Source organism: Bradyrhizobium sp. UFLA05-125 (assembly GCF_059803515.1).
Genome location: NZ_JBANBJ010000008.1, coordinates 123904 through 148641 on the forward strand (window position 1 = coordinate 123904; position 24738 = coordinate 148641).

Sequence of the window (24738 nt, forward strand, 5' to 3'; positions counted from 1 at the left end):
AAACCCGTTGACGCAAGGACGGGCCGGGGAACGTCATGAAGCATATCACCTGCATCGAAGATTTACGTGCGCTGCACAAGCAGCGCGTGCCGAAAGCGTTCTTCGACTATTGCGACCGCGGCTCCTATGCCGAGGAAACGCTGCGCGCCAATCGCGACGATCTCCAGCAGATCAAGTTTCGTCAGCGCATCCTGGTCGACGTCTCCAAGCGCGACACCTCGACCACGATCCTCGGCGAGCCATCGACCATGCCGCTGGTTCTCGCGCCGGTCGGGCTGCTCGGCATGCAGCATGGCGACGGCGAGATCCACGCCTGCCGCGCGGCGCAAGCCGCAGGCATCCCGTTCACGCAGTCGACGATGTCGATCTGCTCGATCGAGGACATCGCAGCCAATGTCGAGAAGCCGTTCTGGTTCCAGCTCTACGTGATGAAGGACCGCGGTTTCATCAAGGACCTGATCCAGCGCGCGATTGCCGCCAAGTGCAGCGCGCTGGTGCTCACGGTCGATCTCCAGGTGATCGGGCAGCGCCATGCCGACGTCAAGAACGGCATGACGGTACCGCCCGAGTGGTCGCTATCGAAACTCATCGATTTCGCGACCAAGCCGAGCTGGGTTTCCGGCGTGCTGCGCGGCAAGCGCCGCACCTTCGGCAACATCGCCGGCCACGTGAAGAACACCGAGGATCTCAATCGCCTGGCAGAATGGACCGCCTCGCAGTTTGATACGTCGCTGAACTGGAAGGACGTTGAGTGGGTCCGCAGCATCTGGCCGGGCAAGCTCATCATCAAGGGCATCCTCGACGTCGAGGATGCCGAGGAGGCCGCAAAAACCGGCGCGCAAGCCCTCGTCGTCTCCAACCATGGCGGCCGGCAGCTCGACGGCGCGCCGTCCTCGATCGAGGTACTGCCCGAGATCGCGGATGCGGTCGGCGACAAGATGGAGATCATGTTCGACGGCGGCATCCGCTCCGGCCAGGACGTGATGCGTGCGCTCGCGCTCGGCGCAAAATCCTGCATGATCGGCCGCGCTTATGCGTATGGGCTGGGCGCCGGCGGCCAGGCCGGCGTCGCCAAGGCGATCGACATCATCCAGAAGGAGCTGCTGACGACCATGGGTCTGTGCGGCGTCAACAGGGTGGACGAGATCGACGATCACATCATCGCGGTCTAGAGCGCGACGAAATCAGGCTTTGATGAAGGTGCGCTCCCTCCCCCGCCTGCGGGGGAGGGCTGGGGAGAGGGTGTCTCCTCAGTGAACAATCCCCAAGCGGAGAGAGCCTCACCCGGCGCTACGCCATGGCCGAGGCCTAGCCTCGGCGTTCCTTAGGGAGGACGGCCGCCGAAGGCGGCCTATGCCTCTCCCGCAGGCGGGAGAGGTTGAGCAGGCCCGTACCAATCGATTCAACCAAACCTATCGCGCTCTGGGATCGCGCGCGACGTACCGCGACTTACCACCAGCCTTGTTGCGGCTGCCAGTACTGGTTGCCGCCGCGCCGGCGCGGATTGACGGGTTGCGGGTTCGGGTCACGCGGCTGGAAGAAGAAACCGAAGCCGTTGTTGTCCCAACCGTCGTCGCTCGCAACGGCCATGGGGGCCGTCGGCTTGCGCGTAATAAACCCGCCTTGGGGCTGGTTGTTCAGCACCGCGACGAACTCGGTGCGATAGTTGGTCTCGCTGCTCAGCGGCTCGTCCGAGATGATGATCGAGGATCGCGGCATCGCGGTTGGCGCGATGCGGTCGAGCACATCCTGCGGGATGGTGATGCGGTCGAGCGCGTCCTTGGCGTCATCGCCGCTGTCGATCGTGACCACGCTCCAGCGCAGGCCTGAGTCGCTCTTCGCCATCGCCGTGAAAATATGGGTGCCGAACGGCCTGTCGGGATTGCGGATCGTGACGGGAACCTCGATGCTCGTATCGAACACCTCGCCGCCGCCGTCCGGCGCAGGCTTATGCGTATTGCGCCGCACGTAAAGCTTCTGTGTCGCGCGGCTGACGTAGACCGAGACCGGCTCGAGCGCGAGCCTCGCCTCGGTTGCCGCCTTGACGGCGTCGGCCTTTTTGGTCGCTGCGGCCTTGGCGGCGTCTTTGGCGGCGGCGGCGGCATCGCGCTTGGGCTGCGCGCTGGCCTTTGCGGCGTCGAGTTGGGTCGCCGCGTCGGCGGCCTTGGTGGCGGCTTTTTGCTTCAGCTCCTCGGCCCGGGCCTTGACCTGATCGGTCTTTGCGGCGGCGAGCATCTTGTCCGCGTAAGCGAGCTCGGCATCAGCGCTTTTCTTCTGCTGTTCCAGCTTGCGCAGCGCCGCGGGGAGCGCTGCGGCCTCGCGCGCCGTCGTCGCGGCGGCTTGCTTCGTCTCATCGGCTGCGCGGGTAGCCTCTTCTGCCTCGCGAGAAAGCGCATCGGCCCGCCCCGGGGCCGCAGCAATGGCCTCCTTCTTGGGCACGAACAGCGCCGGATGAGAGAAGTCGACCGGTGCGGCGTCGTTCGGCGAGATGATCACCCGCATCCCGATGTTCGTCTTGTCGAACAGATTCTCCGCAAAGCCGTAGGGCATCCGCACGCAGCCGTGCGAGGCCGCATAGCCGGGCAGCGGACCGCCATGCAGCGCGATGCCGTTCCAGGTGATGCGCTGCATGTTCGGCATCCAGGCATCGTCGTACATGGTCGAGTGGTGGTCCTTGTCCTTCTCGATGACGGCGAAGACGCCGGCCGGCGTCTCGCGTCCTGTGGTGCCGGTCGACACCGGCGCGCGCAGGATCCAGCCGTCGGCGTCGTAGAAGGTGACCTGCTGGCTCTTGATCGACACGATCGCCATGATCGGCTCGCCCGCCGCGCGCGGGGCGACCGCTTCGGCTACGGGGCGCACCTGCTTCGCGGCCGCGTCGGTGGTCAGCGCCACCAGCACGGCCATCGCCGCGATCGTTACAAGGCCGGCAGGCCGCCAACGCCGCATCGCCAGAGTGGATTGCGCCGTCGTCGATCGATTTGCCATGCCGTACCTCGGTTGAAATAGTCGTCTGCGCTCAGCGTCGACTTAAGGCCAGATTGTGATCTTTGGATTAAATAACTGTCGCCATCGCAATTGGCTCCCGAGGATTATCGGCGGGTTCGATGGCAAATTTCTGATATACGACGGCCCGCGCGGGAGGAAGGGCAGCTTTCGGGCAAAAAATGGGCCGGGAGCCCAACAGCGCGCAAGGCTGCTGGCTCGCCCGCAGCCTGGGTTGACCGGGCGTGGATCGGTCCAATGCTTTGACGGCTCCTTGAGGCCCAAACCGGGACGACGAGCCGTGCCGCCCGGAAACGACGCCCGCAGTCACATCGGGGGCGTCACTCCGTCGCGGCCGACATTGACACGGTTGGCTTCGAGCGAACCGTCCTCCTTCTTGGCCGCGCCGAAGATGATAAGCTTCGCGCCCGGCTTCACCTCGGATTTGTCGCTGGCGACGAAGGTGACGATCGGCGTGTCCGGCGGCACCACGATCTTCTTCTCGCCGTCCTTGTATTTGAGCAGGATGTTCTGGCCATCGGTGCCCTTGACCGTCTCGGCCACGGTCGCATTCGTCATGGTCGAGTTGGCGCGCGCATCCCAGGGTCTAAAACCTTCGGCCGCGCCACGCTGGTTCTCCGGGAATATGTGCACGGCAATCGCCCGCTGCGACCCGTCGGGCTCAGGCATGCCCGTGACGCCGATATAGGAGCCCTCCTTGATCTCCGATAGCGCAGTCCTGACGACGGCGAACACCGCCACGTTGTCGGTCATGCGGACCTTCACGTCGCTGCCTTCGCGAGTCTTGATGCCAAGCATGTTGCCATCGACGGTCTCGATGCTCCCGCGGATACGGACCGTCGGTGCCTGCTGCGCCGACGCGATCGAAGACAGAAACGCAGACGACGCAATGGCAATGGTAGCAAGCGAGGCCACGAGCGTGTGTGGCCTCCGGGCGTTCAGTTCCTGCATGGCGTCCCTCCAGGGTGGTTGCGCCGGTCAATCATCGCAACCCCGGACTCGGATGCCTATTCCGCTGTCCTGCGCTTTGTTGCGATCACGAAAATCGACCGGCGCACCGCGAGCGCCTCACATCGGCGGCGTCAGGCCGTCGCGGCCGACGCTGACGCGGCTGGTCTCGAACGATCCGTCCGCCAGCTGCTTGACGAAAGCGATAATCTTGGCGCCCTCTTTCAGGTCCGATTTATCGCCGGGCACGTAGGTGACGACCGGCGTCTCCGAAGAAACGAACACCTTCTTCTCGCCGTCCTTGTATTTGACGAGCAGAGTGTGACCGTCATTGCCGACCACGCTCTCGGCCACCGTCGCATTGGTCATGCTTGAATTCGGCCGCAGATCGTACGGACGCGAACCTTCGCCGGTGCCGCGCATGCTTTCCGGAAAGACATGGACCTCGACGGCGTTCTGGCCGCCGTCCGGTCCCGGCACCGTGGTCGCTCCGATGAAGGAGCCGACCTTGATATCGGAAAGGGCGATCCTGGTGATCCCCGCGACGCGCAGGTCGGGGGCGACATGCAGCCTGACATCCTCGCCGCTGCGTGACTTCACCGACAGCAGATCGCCATCGACTTTTTCGATCGTTCCGCGGACCCGTGTCGGCACAGGCGCCTGCTGCGCGACGGCGTAGAGCGTGGACAGGCCCACCATCGCGACAGCGACGAGCGGACGCGTGAAAGTTGCACGTTGAACAGGCATGAAAAGTCTCCGATTGTCCCACCAGGACAGGACCCCGGAGGCCGCGTCCTATTCTCTCAAGTTTTTGTGAGATCGGCCTCGACCAGCGCGCGCAGCTCTGCCGTCACCTGCGGCCGCCTGCCGAACCACAGCTCGAACCCGCGCACGGCCTGGTGCAGGAGCATGCCGAGCCCGTCGGCGGTCTTGAGCGCGCGTGCCTGCGCGGCCGCGAGCAGTGGCGTGATCAGCGGAACATAGACGAGGTCGGCAACGACCGCCTGCTGCGGCAGGAGCGTGATGTCGAGTTCGAGCGCCGGCTGACCACGCATGCCGAGCGACGTCGTGTTGACGAGCAGTCCTGCGCGCGGCAGCACGTCACCGATCGCGTCCCAGGCCAGGGGTTGCACGCGCGCGCCGAACGCAGTCGCAAGCGTCTCGGCCCGCGCAATGCTGCGGTTAGCGAGACGGACGCGACTGACGCCGCGTTCGAGCAGGCCGAACACGACCGCGCGGGACGAGCCGCCGGCACCCAGCACCAGCGCCTCCTCGGCCGCATCCCAACCCGGTGCGCTGGCGTCGAGATTGTTGATGAAGCCTTCGACGTCGGTGTTGGTCGAATGCAGTTCACTACCCGCAAGCCACAGCGTGTTGGCGGCACCGACCGCCTTGGCGCGCGCATCCGGCGTCGAGAGCGCGAGCACGTCCTCCTTGTGCGGGATCGTGACGTTGCCGCCGACGAAACCGTGCAACGACAGCCGCAGCACGAAGTCGCGCAGATCCTCCGGCGGCACCGCCTCGATCACATAGCCGCCTTCGATACCGAGCGTGCGAAGCCAGTAGCGATGGATCAACGGTGAGCGCGAATGCGCCGCTGGCCATCCGATCAGGCAGGCTACGGGCGTCTTGGACACGGTTTTTCCTCGAAGGCGCAGGTTCGCAACAGTCCCTCCCGGGAGTTTGTCGGCGATCCATTTCGCGTCCGGCCCGCGCTGTCAAGCACGCGAGCGTCGCAGCGCCGTGCAAATCTCGCCCCCGGGAGGCAGGAGGGCGATGCCGCCGACATAGCCAGCGAACGCGCTCAGCACGGCGGCAAGCACGATTTTGCAACGGGAATCGAGCCTGGCTTCACGCACTATCCTCGCGTGCACGGAGGATGGTCACGAAGCTCAATGAATTGAAACGTGAAGCGTCGACGGCCGGCCTAGCGGCCGGCCGTCCAACGAGATGCCACCATCACGCCGCGTCGCGATGCGCGGCGATGATCTGATCGGCGGCGCGCCCCGTCACCTCGGCCATGTGGTCGAACTGGCGGGTGAAGCTGCCGGAGCCTGCGGTTGCGGAGCGCAGCTCGACGATGAGCTCCCCGATCTCGGCCTCCGGCATCATGGCGCGCACGCAGTCCCAGCCGCTCCAGCCGTCGCGGGTGTCGAAGCCGAGGATCTGGCCGCGCCGCGCCGACAGGATCGCGTTGATCTTGGCGGTGGCGTCCGTCGGGCAGACGATCTCGACGACATGGATGGGCTCAAGCAGCACCGGCTGGCATTGCGGCAGGCCTTCGTTGAGCCCGACCCGCGCCGCCGTGCGAAACGCGAGATCGGAGGAGTCGACGCTGTGATAAGAGCCGTCGGTCAGCGTCACCGCGACGTCAGTGACGGGGAAGCCTAGCGGGCCGCGCGTCAAGCCGTCGACGACGCCTTCCTCCACCGCCGGGATGTAGTTGCGAGGCACCGCACCGCCAACCACCTTCTCGGCGAATTTGAACCCTTCTCCACGCGCGAGCGGCTTGATGTCGAGCACGACGTCGCCGAACTGGCCGTGGCCGCCGGACTGCTTCTTGTGCCGGCCGCGCTGGACGATCGGCTTGCGGATGGTCTCCTGGTACCCGATCGCCGGCGGGTGAGACTTGACGTTGACGCCGAAGCGGTCACGCAGCCGCTCGCTGGCGACGCGCAAGTGCATCTCGCCCTGCCCCCACAGCACGGTGTCATGGGTTTGGGCGTTCATCACGATGACGAGCGAGGGATCTTCCTCGTGCAGCCGGGCGAGCGCCTGGCCGAGCTTGACGTCATCCTTGCGATCGGTGGCCGCGACCGAGATCGCAAGCACCGGCGGCGTCGGCTCGACCGCGATCAGCTGAGCCGGCTGGGTCTTGCCGGTCGAGATCGTGTCGCCTGTCTTGATCGGATCGAGCTTGCCGAGCGCGACCGTGTCGCCGACCTCCGCCGACGGGCGCTTGGTATCATAGGCACCGTTCACGGCGAGAATGCCGGAGATGCGCCCTGCGCCACCCGAGGCGGATTGCAGCGTTGCGCCGTCGTCGAGATGGCCGGCAAGCAAGCGCGTCAGCGACAGCTTTCCGCCATGCTGCGAATGCAGCGTCTTGAAGACATAGCCCAGCGCATCCTTGGTATCGGGCGTGCCAAGCCGCTTGGCGGTCTCTGCAATGCCGGGCGCCTCATGGCGCAGCGCTTTCATCAGGCGCAGCACGCCGTTCTCACGTGCCGCCGCTCCCAGCAGCACCGGGCAGATCAAGCCTTCGCGGAGTTCGCGCGAGAGATCGTCGAACACGGCATCGCGCGGCGGCTGGATGTCTTCGAGCAATTGCTCCATCAGCGCGTCGTCGTGATCGGCGAGCTTCTCCAGCATCGAGAAGCGGGCCTCCTTCTCGCGGTCGAGATTGCCGCCTTCGAGCGCGACGACTTCGGAGGCCTTGTGCTCGCGATAGACGAAGGCGCGCTCGAGCGCGAGATCGACGAAGCCCTCGATCAGCTCGCCGCTCCAGATTGGAATCTGACGCAGCACCAGCGGCACGCGGGAGGCCGGTTGCAACGTCTCGAGCGTCTCGCGAATGCGCTTGTTGGCGCGATCGATCTTGTTGAGGAACAGGAAGCGCGGGATCTTCATCTCCTCCAGCTCACGCAGGATGATCTGAAGCTGCGGCAGCTTCTTCTCGTCGGCCTCGCAGACCACGACTGCAGCGTCGACCGCGGGAAGCGCCGCGCGCATGTCGTGAGCGAACTCAACGGAACCCGGACAATCGAGGAAGGTGTAGCTGTCGCCCATGAAACTCGTGGTGGCAGCCGTCAGGCCAACGGTCATCTTGTGATGGCGGGCCTCTGCCGTGGCGTCGCCCACCGAAGTCCCGGCGTCGACGCTGCCGGCACGCGGGATTGCGCCCGTTCGTGCCAAAATCGCTTCGAGAAGAGTGGTTTTACCGCTTTGGAAAGGGCCCACCAGCGCAATGCACCGTGGACCTCGGGGACTTCTGACGTCTTGTCCCATTCGCCGCCTCCTTCATGTGGAGCTCGGCCCGTGATTGGGTCGGCAAAGGTCGATGCTCTGCCCGTCCCTTCGTTTTGGCAAGCGCGAAACGTCGCTGCGGTGCGTCGTCGCCGAAAGCGTGCTTGACGTTATCGACCCGGCCGGAGTTCCAGGCTTTCGAGGCCCGCGGCAACGTTGAGTCCGACCTGGCCCTGCACGCTGAGCGGCTGGAGCGCGATCGAATTGTTGGAGCCGCCGACCAGCACGTTGCCGCCCAAGCCGACGCCGACCGACGCGCTGCCTTGCGCGCCGGCATAGTTGCCCGAGAGGTCGCCAGGCCCGAGGCGGTCGACTGGCGCAAACACGCCCCACGCCAGCGCCGTCTCCTGGGTGATGCCGAGGTCGAGACCAACTTTGCGGATGGTCGCGACGTAACGGTCCTCCGGCAAGCCTTCGGCACGCAGCACGCAGCCGAGATTGGTCACCGATCCAACCACGAAGCCGATGCTGGCGCCGCCGCGGCATTCGAGCACCCCGACCTGCACCATCCGCTGCTGCGCGCTCGCATTTGCGACGGACGCAACGATGCCAGCCGCGGCAAGCCCGGCGAGGAGGAGTGAACGGCGCATGGAAAGTCTCCGGCTATGATGTGATGCGAGCAGAGAGAGAGAGCGCCGCACCCGCGGCGCGCGAAGCGTCTATGCCATAATAATCTTGGTGGTTCCAGATCACCTGCGGTTCAAAAAAAGGCCCGCCTGGAAGCGGGCCTTTTTGTTTCATTGATCCGACGGCCTAGCGCAGGTTGCCGCAGAAGCGCTGGATGCGTTTGCAGGCGTCTTCGAGATCGGAGGTCTTGGTCGCGTATGAGATGCGGAAGGCCGGACCGAGGCCGAAGGCCGAGCCCTGCACGACCGCGACGCCTTCGCTTTCGAGGAGCTCAGTGACGAACGCCTCGTCGTTTCCAATCACCTTGCCCGATGGCGCGGTCTTTCCGATCGTGCCGGCGCAGGACGGATAGACATAGAACGCACCCTCGGGGCGCGGGCACTCGATGCCATTCGCCTGGTTGAGCATGGAGACGACGAGGTCGCGGCGCTCCTTGAACACCTTGTTGTTCGCGGGGATGAAATCCTGCGGACCGTTCAGCGCTTCCACCGAGGCCCACTGCGCGATCGAGCAGGGGTTCGAGGTCGATTGCGACTGGATGGTCGACATCGCCTTGATGAGCTGCGCAGGACCGCCGGCATAGCCGATGCGCCAGCCGGTCATGCAGTAGGCTTTCGAGACGCCGTTCACGGTGAGCGTGCGGTCGTAGAGCTTCGGCTCGACCTGCGCGACGGTGGTGAACTGGAAGTCGTCATAGACGAGGTGCTCGTACATATCGTCCGTCATCACGAAGACATGCGGATGCCTCACCAGGACGTCGGTGAGCGCCTTCAGCTCGGCCTTGGTGTAGGCCGCGCCGGTCGGGTTCGACGGCGAGCAGAGGATGACCCATTTGGTCTTCGGCGTGATGGCACGCTCGAGCGCTTCGGCCTGGAGCTTGAAGCCGGTCGCGGCGGTGCAGACCACCGGAACGGGCTCGCCGCCGGCGAGCGCGACCATCTCAGGATAGCTGACCCAATAGGGCGCCGGGATGATCACCTCGTCGCCCGGATTGATGGTCGCCATCAGCGCGTTGTAGAGCACCTGCTTGCCGCCGGTGCCGACGATCACCTGGTTCGGCTTGTAGCTGAGGCCGTTCTCGCGCTGAAACTTCGCGATGATCGCTTCCTTCAACTCGGGGATGCCGTCGACCGCAGTGTACTTGGTCTTGCCGGCTTCGATGGCATGGATCGCGGCCAGCTTGATGTTGGCGGGCGTATCGAAGTCGGGCTCGCCGGCGCCGAGGCCGATGACGTTGCGGCCTGCCGCTTTCAGCGCGCGTGCTTTATCCGTGACCGCGATGGTCGCGGACGGCTTCACACGGTCGAGCGCAGCGGCAAGGAAGGACATCATCATCTCCTGGCGAGCGTCGTGAGCCCTTGAGCATCACGACTCTGATTGTGGGAATGATGCACCCTAGGACGGGTGGCGCTGCACCGCAAGAAACTTCGGCCTGTTGGGGCAAAAGTTTACGGCTCCGCGCCAACGAGGCCACGGATTTGCGCAATATTCCTAAACTTTGCTGCCGGAATGGTTCATATCCGGCAAGCATTGTCCTCCGAGCAATTTCGCTCCTTGCGGAAGGTGCAAGCCGCGGACCTGCCGTGGCCGTGCAACCTGACGATGCGAAGTGATCGCGCAGATGATACCGCAACCATTCGCCGGCGCGAGATGAGCGCAAGCTGACGCAAGCGTGATGCGAATTGTTCGGTCGTGTTGAAATGATTTTTTGCGGCGTTGCAGTGCAGTAGCGATTTCAAGTTTTTCTAGCGCGCGGCCCTTGCGGCGGATTCGCAACGGCATCATTGTTTAGCCGCGTTGCAGGGCAACAAGCGGCGCCTTCCCATCACCGGATCAGAACCTCTGGAATGTACAAGCTCTATTCGATGCAACGCTCCGGCAACAGCTACAAGGTCCGCCTTGCGCTGGCGCTGTTGAACCTGCCCTACCAGGCAATCGAGATCGACATTCTGCGCGGCGAGAGCCGCACGCCGGATTTTCTTGCGAAGAATCCTTCCGGCCAGGTGCCGTTGCTCGAGGTCGGCGACGACCGCTACCTCGCCGAGTCCAACGCCATCCTCTGGTACGTGGCCGGCGGTACACCGCTCGCGCCCGAGCAACGCATCGACCGCGCCGAGGCGTTGCAATGGATGTTCTTCGAACAGCACGCGCTCGAGCCCAATATCGGTGCCGCCTATTTCTGGTTATCGCTGGTCAAGGGCGGCCGCGACCTTCAGACTCACGCGCTGGAGGACTGGATGGAGCGTGGCTATGGCGCGCTCCAGGTGATGGAAAACCACCTCAAGACCGCCGAATATTTTGCCGCCCGACAGCTCACCGTCGCTGACATCGCGCTCTACGGCTACACCCATCTTGCCGACCGCTGCGACTTCGACCTCTCGACCTTCCCGGCGGTCCAGGCCTGGCTGAAGCGGGTCGAGCAGGCCCCCGGCTTCGTGTCGATGGACTGGCGGCCGGCCGATATCGACGATCCCGCAAGCATCGCCGCGAGCGCCTGAGCGGGGCGAGAATACCGGGCACAACGTTAACCTTTGCCGCGATTTCGCCATGTTCGGCGCAGCCGCCGCCCCAATATTGCCGGTTGAAATTGTGACAGTGGTTTGCGTTGCGAGTGATTCGCTCGCGCGTTGAAGGATTTAGACCATGAATCGGGCGTCCGGCATGGTCGGCTTTCAGGGCCGATCCGCCCCCGTTGTCTCTTCCCGGTTGACAGGTGCCGTTGCGGCATCGCTCGCGATCGCAGCGCTGTCGCTGTGCCTGATCGTCACCCTGACGGTACTGACGACCCGGGCCACGATGGCGATGGGGCTTGCGGGCTGACCCTCGTTCCATCCCGGACCACCACTCGGCACTTTCGGTGCCGGCCTGCGCAGACCGGCATTGCGACAGGACATCGATGAAGTCACCGGTGATCATCGTTGCAGTGACGCTGACCGCGGCGATCCTGGTCGCGGCATCGCTGTTGATTTTCGCCGGCGCACGCAAGAATACGGGCACTTCGACGCTGAACGTTCCGGCCGTGCGCAGCCGTGTGACGGTGTAAGCGCACGCTGGCAGGCGCGCTCGCTCAAACGCGCTGCGATTTGGCGTAAAATCAGCGGAAAGCTCTGCACGCCGCCGCAGCCACGCCTTAAGCATCTGGCGCGAAATCGCACCGCAACGGTGCAACGATCGGCCACTCTCCTCGCGTTAGCTCGTCAGGGAGCAAGATAGGGCCATGCGCCTCGGATGGCGTACGCTATGCGGTCCGGCGCTGACGGCAGCGACCGCGCTGCTGGCGCTTCTGCTCGATCGCTATCTTCCCGTCCCCTCGCCCGCACCACTGTTCGTCTGCATCGTCGCCTTTGCCGGCTCGCTGTCCGGCTTCGCCTCGGCCATGGCCAGTGCAAGTGTTGCGGTGATCGGCACGGCACTGTTCTTTCTCAACCACAAGGCCGTTCCCGGCTACGCCACGACCGACCTCGTACGGCTCGGCCTGCTCGCGATCACGGCAGCCGCCACCGCGGGGATTACCGGGCTGATGCGCGAGCGCCTGCTCGACGCTTTTGCGCTGGAGCGCCGGCATTACGCCACGGCGGAGCGCCTGTCGGCGGCGCTCGACCAGGTCGACATCGGCATTGTTTTGCTCGATGCAGAAACACGCGCCGAGTTCATCAACCGGGCGTTCCGCGATTATTTCTCACTGCCCGACGAGAGGGCCGAGAGCCGGCCGCCCTTCATCGCGCTGATGTATCACGGACGCGACACCGGCGCCTTCGAGCTGCCCGAGGATGAATTGAGCGCCTTCATTGCCGAGCGGATGGAGATGGTGAGGATGGGCGACGCCACACCGATCAATATCAAGCTCAGCAATGGCGAGGTGCTGCGCTTCGTCTGCACTGCGCTTCCCGATGGCGGACGCATGCTGAGCTACACGCCTGTGACCGACCTCGTCCGTCACAGCGACACGCCATCGCGCGCCGATTACTATCGCTCGCTGCGCGATCCCACCGGCCGCAAGCTGATCCGCTCTTTGCGCGTCGCCGAGTAGCGCAAGAGCAGGTTGATCAGCGCGGCAATCATACCGTATGAATGACGGCCCGCTTGGCCAGTCCCTCGCGTCCCCTTCGACCGCGGAATTTCGACATGTCCCTCAGCATGCGCGCCGTCACCCGGCAGGATTACGATCAATGGTTGCCGCTGTGGGACGGCTACAACGCGTTCTACGGCCGCTCGGGGCCGACCGCGCTCGCGCCCGAGATCACGCGAATGACGTGGCAGCGCTTCTTCGATGCCTACGAGCCGGTGCATGCGCTCGTCGCCGACAAGGACGGCCAACTGCTCGGCCTGACGCACTATCTGTTTCACCGCTCGACGACTGCGATCGAGCCGTCCTGTTACTTGCAGGACTTGTTCACGGCGCAAGCCGCGCGCGGCCAGGGCGTCGCCTCGGCGCTGATCTACGCCGTGTATGAACGGGCGAAGGCCGCGGGCTCGCCCCGAGTCTACTGGCAGACGCATGAGACCAACCTCACCGCGCAGCGCCTCTACGACAAGGTGGCGGAGCGCTCCGGCTTCATCGTCTACCGCAAGATCTTCTGAGCCGCGGTTGCAACCTGTGGATAAGCACGGCTGTCACCTGCACGTAACATTGCAGGACTAGGCTCCCGCTCGCGCCTGATCAGGCCCCCCGTCACCGATCACGCGCCCAAGCGGTCCCCGTCAGTCGCCGCGTCTGACCGGGGCCGCATTTTTTTGTGCGCATGGCAGCACCGCGGCCGTCGCCTTGCTGGCCGACCACACGGCCGTCAGAATGGGAGCTCGTCCGCACGCTCCTCTGACAGGACCTCCCATGGAAATCCGTAATCTCGGCGCCTCCGGCCTGCGTGTCTCCGCCGTCGGCATCGGCTGCAACAATTTCGGCCAGCGAACTGATCTGGAGACCTCGCGCAAGGTGATCCACCGCGCGCTCGATCTCGGCATCACGCTGTTCGACACCGCGGACATCTATGCGGGCATGGGCGGTTCGGAGACGGTGTTGGGCACCGTGCTCGGCGACCGCCGCAAGGACATCGTGCTCGCGACCAAGTTCTCGAAGCCCATGTCGAGCGACGGTACCAAGCAGGGCGCCTCGCGCCGCTACATCATGAGCGCGGTCGAGGCGAGCCTGAAGCGGCTGAAGACCGATTACATCGACCTCTACCAGCAGCACGATTACGATCCGCTGACGCCGCTGGAGGAGACGCTGCGCGCGCTCGACGATCTCGTGCGCCAAGGCAAGGTCCGCTACATTGGCAATTCGAACTTCCCGGCCTGGCGTATCGCAGAGGCTGAGTTTACCGCGCGTGCGATGAACGTCAGCCGCTTCGTCTCGTGCCAGGACGAATACAGCCTGGTGGTGCGCGACATCGAGGACGACCTGCTGCCCGCCGCGCAGGAGTACAAGCTCGGGCTGTTGCCATTCTTCCCGCTGGCGAGCGGCCTTCTGACTGGAAAGTACCAGCGCGGCGCGGCGGCGCCTGCCGACACGCGCTTTGCCAAGGCGCCGGCGCTGCGCGACCGCTACGTCACGCCGCGTAACGAGGATATCGTCGAGAAACTCCAAGCCTTTGCCAAGGCCCGCGGCCACACCATGGTCGAGCTCGCCTTCTCCTGGCTCGCCGCGCGCCCGCAGGTGGCGAGCGTGATTGCAGGCGCCACCCGCGTCGAACAGGTCGAGGAAAACGTCAAGGCGATCGCCTGGAAGCTCGGCGCGGACGAGCTTGCGGAGATCGACGGGATCACCAACAGCTGAAGCCTGCAGCGCGGCGCTACTTCCCGCCGCGCCCCACGGTCTGCATCACCTCAAAGCCTTCGAACTGGGGATGGCCGAGATAGAGCGGCTTGTTGTCGCCGGCTTTGTGATGCGCCGCGCGAAACGCCTCCGACTTGGTCCAGGCCTCGAAGGCCGCATAATTCGCCCACACGGTATGCGAAGCATAGAGCGTGTGGTCCTCGGCTTCCGGCCCTCTCAGCAGATGAAACTCGATGAAGCCCGGCACCTTGTCCAGATGCGTGTCGCGCGACAGCCACACCTGCTCGAAGGCAGCTTCGGACCCCTTGGCGACGCGGAAGCGATTCATGGCGATGTACATCTGGCGGATTCTCCTAACGCTCGACAACGTAGTTCGTCATTCCGGGCTCGCGCTTCGCGCGCCCCGGAATGACACCGAGTGTATCTCAACCAATCAGCCCTTTCATCGGCCGTGTCGCGCCGCTCTCAGGAAACACCGTCTCGGCGAGCACGCGATCGCTAAGGCCGAACTGATCCTGCAGCACGCCCTTGATCACGGAGCGCAGGTCGGTCGTCGGCTTGAGGTCGCGGCCTTCGTAGAGATTGCCGAGTTTCAAGCCCGGCCAGTCGGAGATCACGCGGCCGCCTCTCACGGCGCCGCCGGCGAGCAGCGCGATCGTGCCGGTGCCATGGTCGGTGCCGTCGGTGCCATTGATGCGGGCGGTGCGGCCGAATTCGGTTGCGACGACCACGACGGTGTCGCGCCAGCGATCCCCTAAACCGCTTTCGAACTCGGCAAGCGCGGCGTCGAGGCCGCCGAGCAGGAACGCGAGCCGCCCGACCGGACCGCCCTCATTGGCATGCGTATCCCAGCCGTCGAAGGCGAGTGCGGCGATGCGCGGGCCGTCGTCGGCCGCCATCAGTTTTGCAGCCCCCTTCGCGACCAGTCGCATTTGCGCGACCGCATTGCCTCCCTTCGGCTTCATGTCGTCGCCGCTTGCCGCCTTCTCGAGCTGCAAGCCTTGCGACAATGCGGACGCAAGCGCAGGGTCACGGTGACGATAGAGATCGACGAGCCGCATCGCGGTGTCGTCATCGGCCTGTGGCAACGCGACCGGCGCCCAGCCGACGGTCGGCGCGGCACCGCGGAGCACCAAGGGCGTTGTCGGACCGACCGCAAGCCCGCTCGAGACGCGCTCGCCGCGCGGCAGCGCCTCCAGCGCGCGATTGAGCCAGCCCGATTGCACGCGGCCGGGACCGGCATAGCCGCTTTCGAGCACGTCCTGGCCGTCGAAATGCGAGCGGTCGCGATAGGGCGTCGACACCGCATGGATCACCGCGGCGTGCTTGTCGCGATACATGCGCGCGAATTCCGGCATCGAGGGATGCAGCGCAAAGAACGAGTCCAGCATGAGCGCAGGGTGCTCGCCATCGCGCCTCAGCGCGATCGAGCCGTGCAGGCCGGCATAGTCGGGGTCGCCGACCGGCGCGACGGTCGCAAGGCCGTCGAGCGCGCCGCGCAGGATCACCACGATCAGGCGGGGATCGCGACCGTCGGCCGCGCGCGCGAATTTCGGCAAGTACGCCCAGGCGGCGAAGGAGGCGCCGCCAAGCAGTAGCGCACGTCGCGAAGCGAGGAGCCGGTTCTCGGCGCAATCCATCGTCACCTCCTCTGCAGTTCCGGCGACATCAGGAGCAGCGCCAGGGCCTGCTGGCGCGATTCCGCGCGCTCGATGGTCCGCCGCGTCTCGGTCGAGGCCGCATCCGCCGCTGCGAATTCCAGCAGATCGAGCGGGTCGATATTGTTGCCGAGCCGCGCGCCGATCTGGACTGCGATGTCGAGCCTGAGCTTCATGCCCTCGGGCGCGGCCCAGGCGGCGTTGGTGTCGGGGAATCCGTTTGGTCCGGCAGGCGACCACAGCGGCTGTCCGAGCAGATTGAGGCTGCCCAGATATTGTCCGGGATCTTCCGGCACGCGCGCGATCAGCCTGCCGCTCGCGACCAGGAATTCGTAAGGCGAGCGCATCTTCGTCAGCGGCGCAGCCCAGGCCTCGTTGGAATCGACGAGCGCAGTCGCAAGCGCCTTGAGGTCCCCATCGGTCTTCGCGAAGACGTCGCGCAGGCGCGCCACGAGCGCGGACGGTGGATCATCCGCAACGAAGTGACGGGCGAATTTGGTGGCGATGAAGTTCGCGGTCGAGGGATGGCGCGCGATGTCGGCGAGCGCCGCTTCGCCCTGCGCGAGCCCCGCCGCGTCATAGGTCTTGCCGAGCAGCACCTGCGGCCCCGGCTGGTGGGCATTGGCGTTGAAGACGAAATTGCCGGGCTCGCCCAACCGGCCCTGCCGGCCGGCGAAGGTCCATCCCGTGATGATGCGCGCGAGCGAGGTGACGTCCTCCTGCGTGTAGCCGCCATTCACGCCGAGCGTATGCAGCTCCATGATCTCGCGCGCGAGATTTTCGTTGAGCCCGCGCTTGCGGTTCTGGCCAGCGCGCGAATCCGGACCCAGCGATTGCTGGTTGTCGAGGAAGAACAGCATCGCCGGATGCTGTTCGACTGCCTTGAGCATGTCGGCGAAACGGCCGAGCACATGCGGGCGGATCGCCTCGCGCTCGAACGAGCCGGCCCAGATCCGCGCCAGCTCGCCCTTGGCGGCCGAGATGCAGAAATGGTTGGACCAGAACGCAACGAGGCGCTCGGTGAAGCCGCAATCGGCGAGCGTGGCGCGTTGCAGCCGCGCCAAAGCCTCGGCGCGAAACGTCTTCTGGATCACGTTGAGCGGCTGCGGCGCGGGCTTTGCTGCGGGCGCCGCCGCATTGGGCTGCATCGCATCAGCGGACTTTGCCGCGACATCGGGCGGCTTCATCTCCGGCGACTGGCCAGCGATGTCCATCGCGACTGCATTGAGCGACAGGTTGCGGCGCGCTGCGGGCTTCTGATCGGCTGGCGTCGGCGCGCTCTGGGTTTGCGGCGGCTGGCCTTCGCCTGGTTTCACATCACCTGATTTCGATTCACCGGCCTTGGCGGCCGCCTCGCGCGCCGCTTTCACCTGCGCCTGATATTCGAAGACGGCCTGGCCGAGCTGCGGCGTCGATTGCAGGCCCGGCGCTTCCAGCAGCACGCCGTTCGGCCGGCCGAGTTCCGCCTTCACGAAGCCACGCGGGTCGGAGGCCGCATTGACGAAGTCGCCGGATGCGCCGCCGCGCGCGCCAAAGCCGAACCGGTTGAGGGCAACGAGCGCAGCTTGCGGATCGCGGGCCATTGTTCTGTCCTTGCACTTCCTTGCGGCATGCGCACCGACTACTATACCGCCCTCAATGATGAACCCGGCATGAAAATGTCGGCGAAGCTTCGGCGCAAATGATGACAAATCGGAAAGAAATCCTCACCGCGCCCGCCGCCCCTTTGCGTCAGATCGTCTGTTCTCGCTGCGGCACGGCGTTTTCATGCGGACTATCCGACACCTGCTGGTGCGCCGAGGAGACCGCGCGGCTGCCGATGCCGGTCGAGGGCGAGGATTGCCTGTGCCGCGATTGCCTGCGCAAGACCGCGGCGTCGCGGAGCCCGGATGGAGCGCAAGCGTAATCCGGGCTACGAAACCTACACCTGGTGCCCCGGCGACTTCCGCGCCATGCCGTCGAACGCGTCGAGCAGCTTTTCGCGCCAGGCGTAGACGGAGTCGTCCGCCTCCAGCAGCTTGAACGGGCTCACCACGCGTGCCCATTGAAAGCCGCCGAACACGATGTAGTCGGCGTAGTTCGGCGCGTTGCCGCCGAGGAAGGCTTGCTTCTTCAGAGTGAGACGCATGATGTCGAGTGATTTGCGGAAGGCGACGACGACAGCGTCGCGGCTCGCCATGATCTCCTCCAGCGGCTTGCCGAAACGCGCTTCACGCGTCCTGCGGAAATAATCCGCATCGACTTGCGCGAGGTTCTTCGGGATGTCGGCGATGATCAGCGGAAAGATGCCGCCGACGATCGCGATGTCACCCCACCCGTTCAGCATCCGCGCCATGGCGCGGCCGCCCTCGCCCCCGAACAACGACGGACGATCCGGAAAGGTGTCTTCGAGATAGTTGGCGATGGTCCAGGAATCGACGACTGGCCTGTCGTCGTGCAGCAGCACCGGGACCCTTTCCGAACCGTGCGGCGCGATCGCGGCTTTCTCGGTGAAGCGCCAGGGCAGCGTTTTGGCGGCAAGGCCCTTATGCGCAAGCGCCATGCGCGTGCGCCAGCAATATGGGCTGAAGGGGCGCGCAGCGTCAGTGCCGACGAGTTCGAAGAGTTTGAGATTCATGAGTGGCTCTTCCCAGTCCCCCTTCATCCTGATGAGCGCGGAACGCGCATCTCGAAGGATGAGGGCCCAGCTATCGGCCGCCCTTCGAGACGCACGCAGGATGCGCGCTCCTCAGGGCGAGGGTCTCCCATTCTGGATTGCTTCGCCAACGCTCGCAATGACGATCTGGAGGGGCGTCACCGTCCGTTGGCGCGCAACAGCCTCTCGCCCTGTTCCGTCACCGCGATGATCAAGCCCATGCCAGGCAGCGTCTCCCGCGCGACGTAGCCGCGGTCGGCGGCGTCCTCCCAGATGGTCAGGCGCGGGCACGACGTCTTCCAGGTCGAAATCACCTCGGCATAGGCGCGCGGCTCGCGCGCGATCCATTCGACGAAATCCAGCACCAGCGGATCTGCGCTGTCAGTCATTGCACACCTCCGTTGTCAAAGGCCGCCATCACGGGCGTTCGGACCAGGAGCCAGCTTCCATAAGCGAGATAGTAGCACGCGATCGTAGTGATCAGCCGCATCGACCAGGCGATGAATTGCTGATCGCTCATCGCCTCCAGGATGCGCCGCGCCAGCGTGGTTCCGAGCATCGAGGCGACGATCGCGACGCCGGCCAGAACGGGATCGAGCGAGGCCGCCTGGTCGATGACGCCGCCGAAATAGATCAGCTTGGTGAAATGGCTCACCACCTGGCACACCGCCTTGGTCGCCACCTTCTCGCGCCGGCCGAATTCGCCGCCTAGAAAAAACGTGTCGAGCAGCGGCCCCGACACGCCGGTCATCAGCATCAATCCCATGCAGATCGTACCGTAGACGGTGCCCTGCCAGACACTGTCGGGATTCGGCTTGATGCCGGACGGCAGCAGCCGGGCCATGAACGGCGTGACGCCGAGCAGGAGCAGCGCGGTCGGCTTGTCCGGCACGTAGCGGGAGATCGACCACGCCGCAAGCGCGACTGCGCAGCCGATCAGATAGACCCCGACCGGCCGCCAGCGGATATGCGAGCGCCAGAGCACGGCGCGCCAGCCATTCGACGCGATCTGCGTGATCGCATGCAGCACCATCGCGGTCGGCAGCGGCATCAGCGCCAGCAGCACGCCGATCAGGATCAGCCCGCCCGCCATGCCGAACAACCCCGACAGGAACGCGGTGGCGACCATCAGCAATCCGAGGGCAGCGATCATGATCGGCGTCACGAGAAGTTTCTCCTGTCTCGGCTCGGCAGAGTGAGGGACGCAAGCGGCTTCACTCCCTCGCCCCGCTTGCGGGGAGAGGCGAAGAAGAGGCGGCCTCACCCCAAGAAAAAGCGCAAATTGACGCTGCAAGTTGTGCCTCGCTTGTGGAACTCACGCAAACTGAGTTATCTTGGCCTGGCATCAGCTTTCCTGAGGGTATGGTTTTGCGGCGGCTGCTCTTTCTCAACGGCATCAAGGCATTCGAGGCGGCGGCGCGGACCGGCAGCTTTGCCGCCGCAGGCGTCGAGCTGAGCGTCTCGGCCGCCGCGGTCAGCCGCATGGTGCATCTGCTCGAAGAGCGGCTCGGCGTCGCGCTGTTCGAGCGCAAGGCCAACAAGCTCGTGCTCACGCAAGCCGGCCGCGCCTATCAGAGCGGCCTGACACCGATCTTCGACGCGCTGGCCAGCCTCACCGCGCAGGTGACGGCGCCCTCCAGCGTACGCGTGCTGACCATCGGCGTCGGCCACACCTTTGCGATGCGCTGGCTGATCCCGCGTCTCTCCGAGTTCCGCAGCGAGGAGCCGGATATCGAGGTGCGTTTCACCACCGGCGGCGCTGCGGTGCCGTTCGGCGAGGACTGGAGCTGCGGCATCAAGCTCGGCACCGGCGACTGGCCGGGACTGGTCGCCGAGCCGCTGTTTGCCGGCGACCTCACGCCGGTCTGTGTGCCCCGCCTCGCCACATCGCTGAAGCGGCCGGCCGACCTCAGGGGCCCAAGCCTGATCCGCGTCGCGCATTCGCCGGAGGACTGGCCGCTCTGGCTGAAGGCGGCAAATGTCAGCCGCGTCACCGCGCGCGGGCCCGAGTTCCAGTTCTACGGACAGGCGCTCCAGGCGGCGGTCGATGGGCTCGGCATCGCCATGGGCATCCGCCCCTATATCGACGACGATCTCGCCGCCGGCCGGCTGATGGCGCCGTTCGATCTCTCGGTGCCCAAGGGCATGCGCTGGTATCTGGTGTATCGCAGCTTCCAGACCGAGCAGCGCGACTTTACCGCGTTCCGCCGCTGGATCATGCGCGCGGCTGCGGAACCCGCGGCACGCAAGCGCAAGAGCGGGCGCCTCGCTGCGCGCGCCCGAAACGAAAAAGCCGTCCCCATGTGAACCGCTTCACACGCGCTGTCGCGCGGGCGTGGTCTCCTAACCCTCCAACGAGAAATTGGGGACTACCTATGACGACACTTTACGACGGCTTTGACATCGAATCGTTCGAGGCTGGCAAGGGCCTGTGGCACGCCCGCATCCGGCGCGCGGATTTGAGCCTGCTCGCCATCGACGGCGTGCTGTTTCCGGCGATGGAGGTCGGCTTCGCCTGGCCCGATCCGGAAGCCGCGATTGCCGATGCCAAGCACCACATCGACCGCTTCCGGCGGCGCACGGAGGACGAATAAGAGTTTCTCACCAGGACCTTTCGACACAGCACGGCGGAAATTGGGGACTGAAGTCATGTCGCAGATCGAGTTCGAAGAGACGCAACCTCTGGCCCAATCCTGCGAACGCTCCGTGCTGTCGCGCTGCCCGGAATGCAACGGCGAGCTCGCCGTGCTCCGCGTGATCGGTGGCCGTGCCGGCTGCGAGTACTGGACCATGCGGTGCACCCGTTGCGGCGGGATCCATCTCGACATCGTCCAGCCGCAAGCGGCCGTCGGAGACGACGGTTCGCTACCGGCAGCGTGAGCCTGCTGCCAACCTGCTGTCAGCAGACAGACGCGCGCAGGGGCATTCGCCCTTTCCTGAGCGGCGGACTCGTCCCATATTCGGGGCATGGCGAAGAAACCTGCTCCCCCCGAAAAATCCGGCAAATCCCCTAAATCCAAAGCACATCGGCCCGATGTGCAGCCGATCGCGCCGGCGCTGGCCGAGCTGCTCAATCCCGCGATCAATCGCGGCGAGAGCGGCATCGGCTCGTCCACGGGGCTCCAGCCGCCGCCGGATAATTCACGCGACCGCCGCGCCGGCGGCGAGGCAGCCGCGCATCGCGCGCGGGCCTCGACGCCGAAGGATTTTCCGCAGGATTCGACTCGTGGCTCACCCCCCTCCCCGAAGGGGGGAGGAAGCGGAGAGGCTGGTGCATTGGAGGAAGCGCCGCAGGCCAATTACGGGACCGCCGCAACTGTGCCGTTCCTCGATCCGGAACTGGCGCGGCAGCTCGGGCTGCCCACCGAGGAGGACGATGCCGAGGCGCTTGCGCGTCCCCCGCGCAGCAAAATGGAGGCGCTTGGCGTCAAGGCCACCGCGGACGCGCTGGAGACGCTGATCCGCGAGGGACGACCGGAGTTCCGCAAGGACGATGGCTCGATGCGGGTGTGGACTCCGCACCGGCCGCCGCGTCCGGAGAAGTCCGAAGGCGGTGTGCGCTTCGAGATCAAGTCGGAATACCAGCCCAGGGGCGATCAGCCGACGGCGATCGCCGAGCTCGTCGAAGGTGTCGAGCGCAACGACCGCTCGCAGGTTCTGCTCGGCGTCACCGGCTCGGGCAAGACCTACACCATGGCCAAGGTGATCGAGGCGACACAGCGCCCTGCCCTGATCCTCGCGCCAAACAAGACGCTCGCCGCCCAGCTCTATGGCGAGTTCAGGAATTTCTTCCCCGACAACGCGGTCGAATACTTCGTCTCGTACTACGACTATTACCAGCCCGAAGCCTACGTCCCGCGCACCGACACCTATATCGAGAAGGATTCGTCCATCAACGAGCAGATCGACCGCATGCGCCATTCGGCGACGCGTGCGCTGCTCGAACGCGACGACGTTATCATCGTCGCCTCGGTCTCCTGCATCTACGGTATCGGCTCGGTCGAGACCTATACCGCGATGACCTTCGCGCTGAAGAAAGGTGAGCGCATCGACCAGCGCCAGCTCATCGCCGACCTCGTCGCGCTGCAATACAAGCGCACGCAGGCCGATTTCACCCGTGGCACCTTCCGCGTGCGCGGCGACGTGATCGACATCTTCCCGGCGCACTATGAGGACCGCGCCTGGCGCGTGAATCTCTTTGGCGATACCGTCGAGAATATCGAGGAGTTCGATCCGCTCACCGGCCACAAGCAGGACGAGCTCGAATTCATCAAGATCTACGCCAACTCGCACTATGTGACGCCGCGCCCGACGCTGGTGCAGGCGATCAAGTCGATCAAGTTCGAGCTCAAGCAACGTCTCGACCAGCTCCACGACCAGGGACGCCTCCTGGAAGCGCAGCGGCTGGAGCAGCGCACCACCTTCGACCTCGAGATGATGGAGGCGACGGGAAGCTGCGCCGGCATCGAGAACTATTCGCGCTACCTGACCGGACGCCGCCCCGGCGAGCCGCCGCCGACGCTGTTCGAATACGTGCCCGACAACGCGCTGATCTTCGCCGACGAGAGCCACGTCACCATTCCGCAGATCGGTGCCATGTTCCGCGGCGACTTCCGTCGCAAGGCGACGCTCGCCGAATACGGCTTCCGCCTGCCCTCCTGCATGGACAACCGCCCCTTGCGCTTCGAGGAGTGGGACATGATGCGGCCGCAGACGGTCGCGGTTTCGGCGACGCCGTCAGGCTGGGAGCTCAACGAGAGCGGCGGCGTGTTCGTCGAGCAGGTGATCCGTCCCACCGGATTGATCGACCCGCCCGTCGATATCCGCCCCGCACGCACGCAGGTCGACGATCTCGTCGGCGAAGTGCGCGCCACCGCGCAGGCCGGCTATCGCTCGCTGGTCACGGTGCTGACCAAGCGCATGGCCGAGGACCTCACCGAATATCTGCACGAGCAGGGCATTCGCGTGCGCTACATGCACTCGGATATCGACACCATCGAGCGCATCGAGATCATCCGCGATTTGCGCTTGGGGGCCTTCGACGCGCTGGTGGGCATCAACCTCTTGCGCGAGGGCCTCGACATTCCCGAATGCGCGCTGGTCGCGATCCTCGATGCCGACAAGGAAGGTTTTCTGCGCAGCGAGACCTCGCTGATCCAGACCATCGGCCGCGCTGCGCGCAACGTCGACGGCAAGGTGATCCTCTATGCCGACAGCGTGACCGGCTCGATGGAGCGCGCAATCGCCGAGACCAACCGCCGCCGCGAGAAGCAGGTCGAGTACAACAACGCCAACGGCATCACGCCGGAGAGCGTGAAGAAGCAGATCGGCGACATCCTCAACTCCGTCTACGAGCGCGATCACGTGCTGGTGGAGGTCGGCGGCCACGACATGACCGACGACGTCATCTCCATCGGCCACAACTTTGAAGCCGTGCTCGCCGATCTCGAGACCCGCATGCGCGAGGCCGCCGCCGACCTGAACTTCGAGGAAGCCGCGCGCCTGCGCGATGAAGTCAAGCGCCTGCGCGCGACCGAGCTCGCGGTGGTCGACGATCCCACCGCAAAGCAGCGCACCGTGCAGGGCAAGGCCGGCGCCTATGCCGGCACCAGAAAATACGGCGACGCCGCCAACCTCCCCGTCAGCGCGATGAAAAAGAAGACCGTGGGCTCCGCTCTCAAGGCCAGCGGCAGTGGCAGCGGCTCGAAGGTCCACAAGCCCCATCTCGACGAGATGCACGGCCCGGAGTCGCTGCCCTATCGGCCGACACGCGCACTGCCGTCAAAACCGTTCGGGGGCGAGAGCCGGATCATCCAGCCAACCGACTCGCGACAGTCGGGTCCGGAGTTCGGTCCGGCACCGAAGTCGACCGGAGGAGCGCCGGGGCGACGGGGCGGGTGGAAGAAGAGGTAGGGTTGCGCGCTCGCAGTCCACCGACGAAGCTAGAGACACCATGGATTCCGGGCTCGCCCCTTTGCGGCGCCCTGAATGACGATGGAAGAGATTGACGCCTCCCGGCACTCGTTACCGCGACAAGCCGACAACAACACATCTTCTCGCTTTAC

Annotated in this window: 25 protein-coding genes; 12 read left to right on the forward strand and 13 right to left on the reverse strand. The window is 65.3% G+C overall.

Annotated features, from left to right (window positions below; genetic code table 11):
• Positions 1 to 35: 35 nt before the first annotated feature.
• The gene (locus SO156_RS11285) at positions 36 to 1172 is read left to right on the forward strand and encodes an alpha-hydroxy acid oxidase (RefSeq protein WP_458149636.1); all 1137 of its coding nucleotides are present in this window, start codon (positions 36 to 38) and stop codon (positions 1170 to 1172) included.
• Between the two features lie 277 nt (positions 1173 to 1449).
• On the opposite strand, the gene SO156_RS11290 is transcribed toward SO156_RS11285, so the two are convergent.
• From SO156_RS11290 to SO156_RS11320, 7 genes are all read right to left on the reverse strand, one after another.
• The gene (locus SO156_RS11290; RefSeq protein WP_498534839.1) at positions 1450 to 2988 is read right to left on the reverse strand and encodes a L,D-transpeptidase; all 1539 of its coding nucleotides are present in this window, start codon (positions 2986 to 2988) and stop codon (positions 1450 to 1452) included.
• A 324-nt stretch (positions 2989 to 3312) separates the two neighbouring features.
• Positions 3313 to 3957, reverse strand: a complete 645-nt coding sequence (locus tag SO156_RS11295) for a single stranded DNA-binding domain-containing protein (protein WP_458149638.1) — start codon at positions 3955 to 3957, stop codon at positions 3313 to 3315.
• A gap of 117 nt (positions 3958 to 4074) precedes the next feature.
• Positions 4075 to 4701: a hypothetical protein gene (locus SO156_RS11300; protein WP_498534840.1), complete on the reverse strand. Its 627-nt coding sequence runs from the start codon at positions 4699 to 4701 to the stop codon at positions 4075 to 4077.
• Positions 4702 to 4757: 56 nt separating this feature from the next.
• Positions 4758 to 5591: a shikimate dehydrogenase gene (locus tag SO156_RS11305; protein ID WP_498534841.1), complete on the reverse strand. Its 834-nt coding sequence runs from the start codon at positions 5589 to 5591 to the stop codon at positions 4758 to 4760.
• A gap of 322 nt (positions 5592 to 5913) precedes the next feature.
• Entirely contained in the window at positions 5914 to 7962 is a 2049-nt protein-coding gene (locus SO156_RS11310) for an elongation factor G (RefSeq protein ID WP_458149641.1), read from the reverse strand.
• Between the two features lie 128 nt (positions 7963 to 8090).
• Positions 8091 to 8570, reverse strand: a complete 480-nt coding sequence (locus SO156_RS11315) for a DUF992 domain-containing protein (protein WP_458149642.1) — start codon at positions 8568 to 8570, stop codon at positions 8091 to 8093.
• Between the two features lie 163 nt (positions 8571 to 8733).
• Positions 8734 to 9936 (reverse strand): pyridoxal phosphate-dependent aminotransferase, encoded by a 1203-nt coding sequence (locus tag SO156_RS11320; RefSeq protein ID WP_458149643.1) that lies wholly within the window; start codon positions 9934 to 9936, stop codon positions 8734 to 8736.
• 518 nt (positions 9937 to 10454) lie between these two features.
• Here SO156_RS11320 and SO156_RS11325 point away from each other — a divergent pair.
• The 6 genes from SO156_RS11325 to SO156_RS11350 all read left to right on the forward strand — a co-directional run bounded on the left by SO156_RS11325 (position 10455) and on the right by SO156_RS11350 (position 14380).
• A complete protein-coding gene (locus SO156_RS11325; RefSeq protein WP_458149644.1) occupies positions 10455 to 11105 on the forward strand; it encodes a glutathione S-transferase family protein in 651 nt (216 codons plus the stop codon).
• A 145-nt stretch (positions 11106 to 11250) separates the two neighbouring features.
• Positions 11251 to 11427 (forward strand): hypothetical protein, encoded by a 177-nt coding sequence (locus SO156_RS11330; protein ID WP_458149645.1) that lies wholly within the window; start codon positions 11251 to 11253, stop codon positions 11425 to 11427.
• 76 nt (positions 11428 to 11503) lie between these two features.
• Positions 11504 to 11650: a hypothetical protein gene (locus tag SO156_RS11335; RefSeq protein ID WP_498534842.1), complete on the forward strand. Its 147-nt coding sequence runs from the start codon at positions 11504 to 11506 to the stop codon at positions 11648 to 11650.
• A gap of 174 nt (positions 11651 to 11824) precedes the next feature.
• The gene (locus SO156_RS11340; protein ID WP_498534843.1) at positions 11825 to 12637 is read left to right on the forward strand and encodes a PAS domain-containing protein; all 813 of its coding nucleotides are present in this window, start codon (positions 11825 to 11827) and stop codon (positions 12635 to 12637) included.
• Positions 12638 to 12732: 95 nt separating this feature from the next.
• On the forward strand, positions 12733 to 13188 hold the full coding sequence (locus SO156_RS11345) for a GNAT family N-acetyltransferase (RefSeq protein WP_498534844.1): 456 nt from the start codon (positions 12733 to 12735) through the stop codon (positions 13186 to 13188).
• A 250-nt stretch (positions 13189 to 13438) separates the two neighbouring features.
• Positions 13439 to 14380 (forward strand): aldo/keto reductase, encoded by a 942-nt coding sequence (locus SO156_RS11350; RefSeq protein WP_458149649.1) that lies wholly within the window; start codon positions 13439 to 13441, stop codon positions 14378 to 14380.
• A 16-nt stretch (positions 14381 to 14396) separates the two neighbouring features.
• Here SO156_RS11350 and hmuQ read toward each other — a convergent pair whose 3' ends face one another.
• The 3 genes from hmuQ to SO156_RS11365 all read right to left on the reverse strand — a co-directional run bounded on the left by hmuQ (position 14397) and on the right by SO156_RS11365 (position 17621).
• The gene (gene hmuQ, locus SO156_RS11355) at positions 14397 to 14720 is read right to left on the reverse strand and encodes a heme-degrading protein HmuQ (RefSeq protein ID WP_458149650.1); all 324 of its coding nucleotides are present in this window, start codon (positions 14718 to 14720) and stop codon (positions 14397 to 14399) included.
• 85 nt (positions 14721 to 14805) lie between these two features.
• Complete coding sequence (locus SO156_RS11360) at positions 14806 to 16020, reverse strand: DUF1501 domain-containing protein (RefSeq protein WP_498534845.1); 1215 nt, start codon at positions 16018 to 16020, stop codon at positions 14806 to 14808.
• 2 nt (positions 16021 to 16022) lie between these two features.
• Positions 16023 to 17621, reverse strand: coding sequence for a DUF1800 domain-containing protein (locus SO156_RS11365; RefSeq protein ID WP_498534846.1), 1599 nt, complete (start codon positions 17619 to 17621; stop codon positions 16023 to 16025).
• 101 nt (positions 17622 to 17722) lie between these two features.
• Between SO156_RS11365 and SO156_RS11370 the strand changes: the two genes are divergently transcribed.
• On the forward strand, positions 17723 to 17944 hold the full coding sequence (locus SO156_RS11370) for a cysteine-rich CWC family protein (protein WP_498534847.1): 222 nt from the start codon (positions 17723 to 17725) through the stop codon (positions 17942 to 17944).
• A 15-nt stretch (positions 17945 to 17959) separates the two neighbouring features.
• Here the strand turns inward: SO156_RS11370 and SO156_RS11375 are convergent, their stop codons facing one another.
• The 3 genes from SO156_RS11375 to SO156_RS11385 all read right to left on the reverse strand — a co-directional run bounded on the left by SO156_RS11375 (position 17960) and on the right by SO156_RS11385 (position 19838).
• Positions 17960 to 18655, reverse strand: coding sequence for a glutathione S-transferase family protein (locus tag SO156_RS11375; protein WP_498534848.1), 696 nt, complete (start codon positions 18653 to 18655; stop codon positions 17960 to 17962).
• A 176-nt stretch (positions 18656 to 18831) separates the two neighbouring features.
• A complete protein-coding gene (locus SO156_RS11380; protein ID WP_458148704.1) occupies positions 18832 to 19062 on the reverse strand; it encodes a hypothetical protein in 231 nt (76 codons plus the stop codon).
• Positions 19059 to 19838 (reverse strand): TSUP family transporter, encoded by a 780-nt coding sequence (locus tag SO156_RS11385; RefSeq protein ID WP_498534849.1) that lies wholly within the window; start codon positions 19836 to 19838, stop codon positions 19059 to 19061. Before SO156_RS11385 ends, SO156_RS11380 begins: the two co-directional genes overlap by 4 nt.
• Before the next feature lie 203 nt (positions 19839 to 20041).
• On the opposite strand from SO156_RS11385, the gene SO156_RS11390 reads away from it, so the two are divergent.
• The 4 genes from SO156_RS11390 (at position 20042) to uvrB (ending at position 24586) form a co-directional block, all read left to right on the forward strand.
• Positions 20042 to 20980, forward strand: a complete 939-nt coding sequence (locus SO156_RS11390) for a LysR substrate-binding domain-containing protein (protein WP_458148706.1) — start codon at positions 20042 to 20044, stop codon at positions 20978 to 20980.
• Between the two features lie 68 nt (positions 20981 to 21048).
• On the forward strand, positions 21049 to 21267 hold the full coding sequence (locus SO156_RS11395; RefSeq protein WP_458148707.1) for a hypothetical protein: 219 nt from the start codon (positions 21049 to 21051) through the stop codon (positions 21265 to 21267).
• 55 nt (positions 21268 to 21322) lie between these two features.
• Positions 21323 to 21553 carry a hypothetical protein gene (locus tag SO156_RS11400; protein WP_458148708.1) on the forward strand — a complete coding sequence of 77 codons (231 nt, stop codon included), beginning with the start codon at positions 21323 to 21325 and terminating at the stop codon, positions 21551 to 21553.
• 87 nt (positions 21554 to 21640) lie between these two features.
• A complete protein-coding gene (gene uvrB / locus SO156_RS11405) occupies positions 21641 to 24586 on the forward strand; it encodes an excinuclease ABC subunit UvrB (protein ID WP_498534850.1) in 2946 nt (981 codons plus the stop codon).
• Positions 24587 to 24738 lie beyond the last annotated feature (152 nt).

Coding starts and splice junctions, on each gene's coding strand:
- SO156_RS11295 (WP_458149638.1), bottom strand. CDS start 3,957: ATGCAGGAACTGAACGCCCGGAGGCCACACACGCTCGTGGCCTCGCTT.
- SO156_RS11315 (WP_458149642.1), bottom strand. CDS start 8,570: ATGCGCCGTTCACTCCTCCTCGCCGGGCTTGCCGCGGCTGGCATCGTT.
- SO156_RS11365 (WP_498534846.1), bottom strand. CDS start 17,621: ATGGCCCGCGATCCGCAAGCTGCGCTCGTTGCCCTCAACCGGTTCGGC.
- SO156_RS11380 (WP_458148704.1), bottom strand. CDS start 19,062: ATGACTGACAGCGCAGATCCGCTGGTGCTGGATTTCGTCGAATGGATC.
- SO156_RS11345 (WP_498534844.1), top strand. CDS start 12,733: ATGTCCCTCAGCATGCGCGCCGTCACCCGGCAGGATTACGATCAATGG.
- SO156_RS11330 (WP_458149645.1), top strand. CDS start 11,251: ATGAATCGGGCGTCCGGCATGGTCGGCTTTCAGGGCCGATCCGCCCCC.
- hmuQ (WP_458149650.1), bottom strand. CDS start 14,720: ATGTACATCGCCATGAATCGCTTCCGCGTCGCCAAGGGGTCCGAAGCT.
- SO156_RS11285 (WP_458149636.1), top strand. CDS start 36: ATGAAGCATATCACCTGCATCGAAGATTTACGTGCGCTGCACAAGCAG.
- uvrB (WP_498534850.1), top strand. CDS start 21,641: ATGGCGAAGAAACCTGCTCCCCCCGAAAAATCCGGCAAATCCCCTAAA.
- SO156_RS11350 (WP_458149649.1), top strand. CDS start 13,439: ATGGAAATCCGTAATCTCGGCGCCTCCGGCCTGCGTGTCTCCGCCGTC.
- SO156_RS11320 (WP_458149643.1), bottom strand. CDS start 9,936: ATGTCCTTCCTTGCCGCTGCGCTCGACCGTGTGAAGCCGTCCGCGACC.
- SO156_RS11290 (WP_498534839.1), bottom strand. CDS start 2,988: ATGGCAAATCGATCGACGACGGCGCAATCCACTCTGGCGATGCGGCGT.
- SO156_RS11340 (WP_498534843.1), top strand. CDS start 11,825: ATGCGCCTCGGATGGCGTACGCTATGCGGTCCGGCGCTGACGGCAGCG.
- SO156_RS11335 (WP_498534842.1), top strand. CDS start 11,504: ATGAAGTCACCGGTGATCATCGTTGCAGTGACGCTGACCGCGGCGATC.
- SO156_RS11300 (WP_498534840.1), bottom strand. CDS start 4,701: ATGCCTGTTCAACGTGCAACTTTCACGCGTCCGCTCGTCGCTGTCGCG.
- SO156_RS11325 (WP_458149644.1), top strand. CDS start 10,455: ATGTACAAGCTCTATTCGATGCAACGCTCCGGCAACAGCTACAAGGTC.
- SO156_RS11310 (WP_458149641.1), bottom strand. CDS start 7,962: ATGGGACAAGACGTCAGAAGTCCCCGAGGTCCACGGTGCATTGCGCTG.
- SO156_RS11370 (WP_498534847.1), top strand. CDS start 17,723: ATGACAAATCGGAAAGAAATCCTCACCGCGCCCGCCGCCCCTTTGCGT.
- SO156_RS11375 (WP_498534848.1), bottom strand. CDS start 18,655: ATGAATCTCAAACTCTTCGAACTCGTCGGCACTGACGCTGCGCGCCCC.
- SO156_RS11395 (WP_458148707.1), top strand. CDS start 21,049: ATGACGACACTTTACGACGGCTTTGACATCGAATCGTTCGAGGCTGGC.
- SO156_RS11400 (WP_458148708.1), top strand. CDS start 21,323: ATGTCGCAGATCGAGTTCGAAGAGACGCAACCTCTGGCCCAATCCTGC.
- SO156_RS11360 (WP_498534845.1), bottom strand. CDS start 16,020: ATGGATTGCGCCGAGAACCGGCTCCTCGCTTCGCGACGTGCGCTACTG.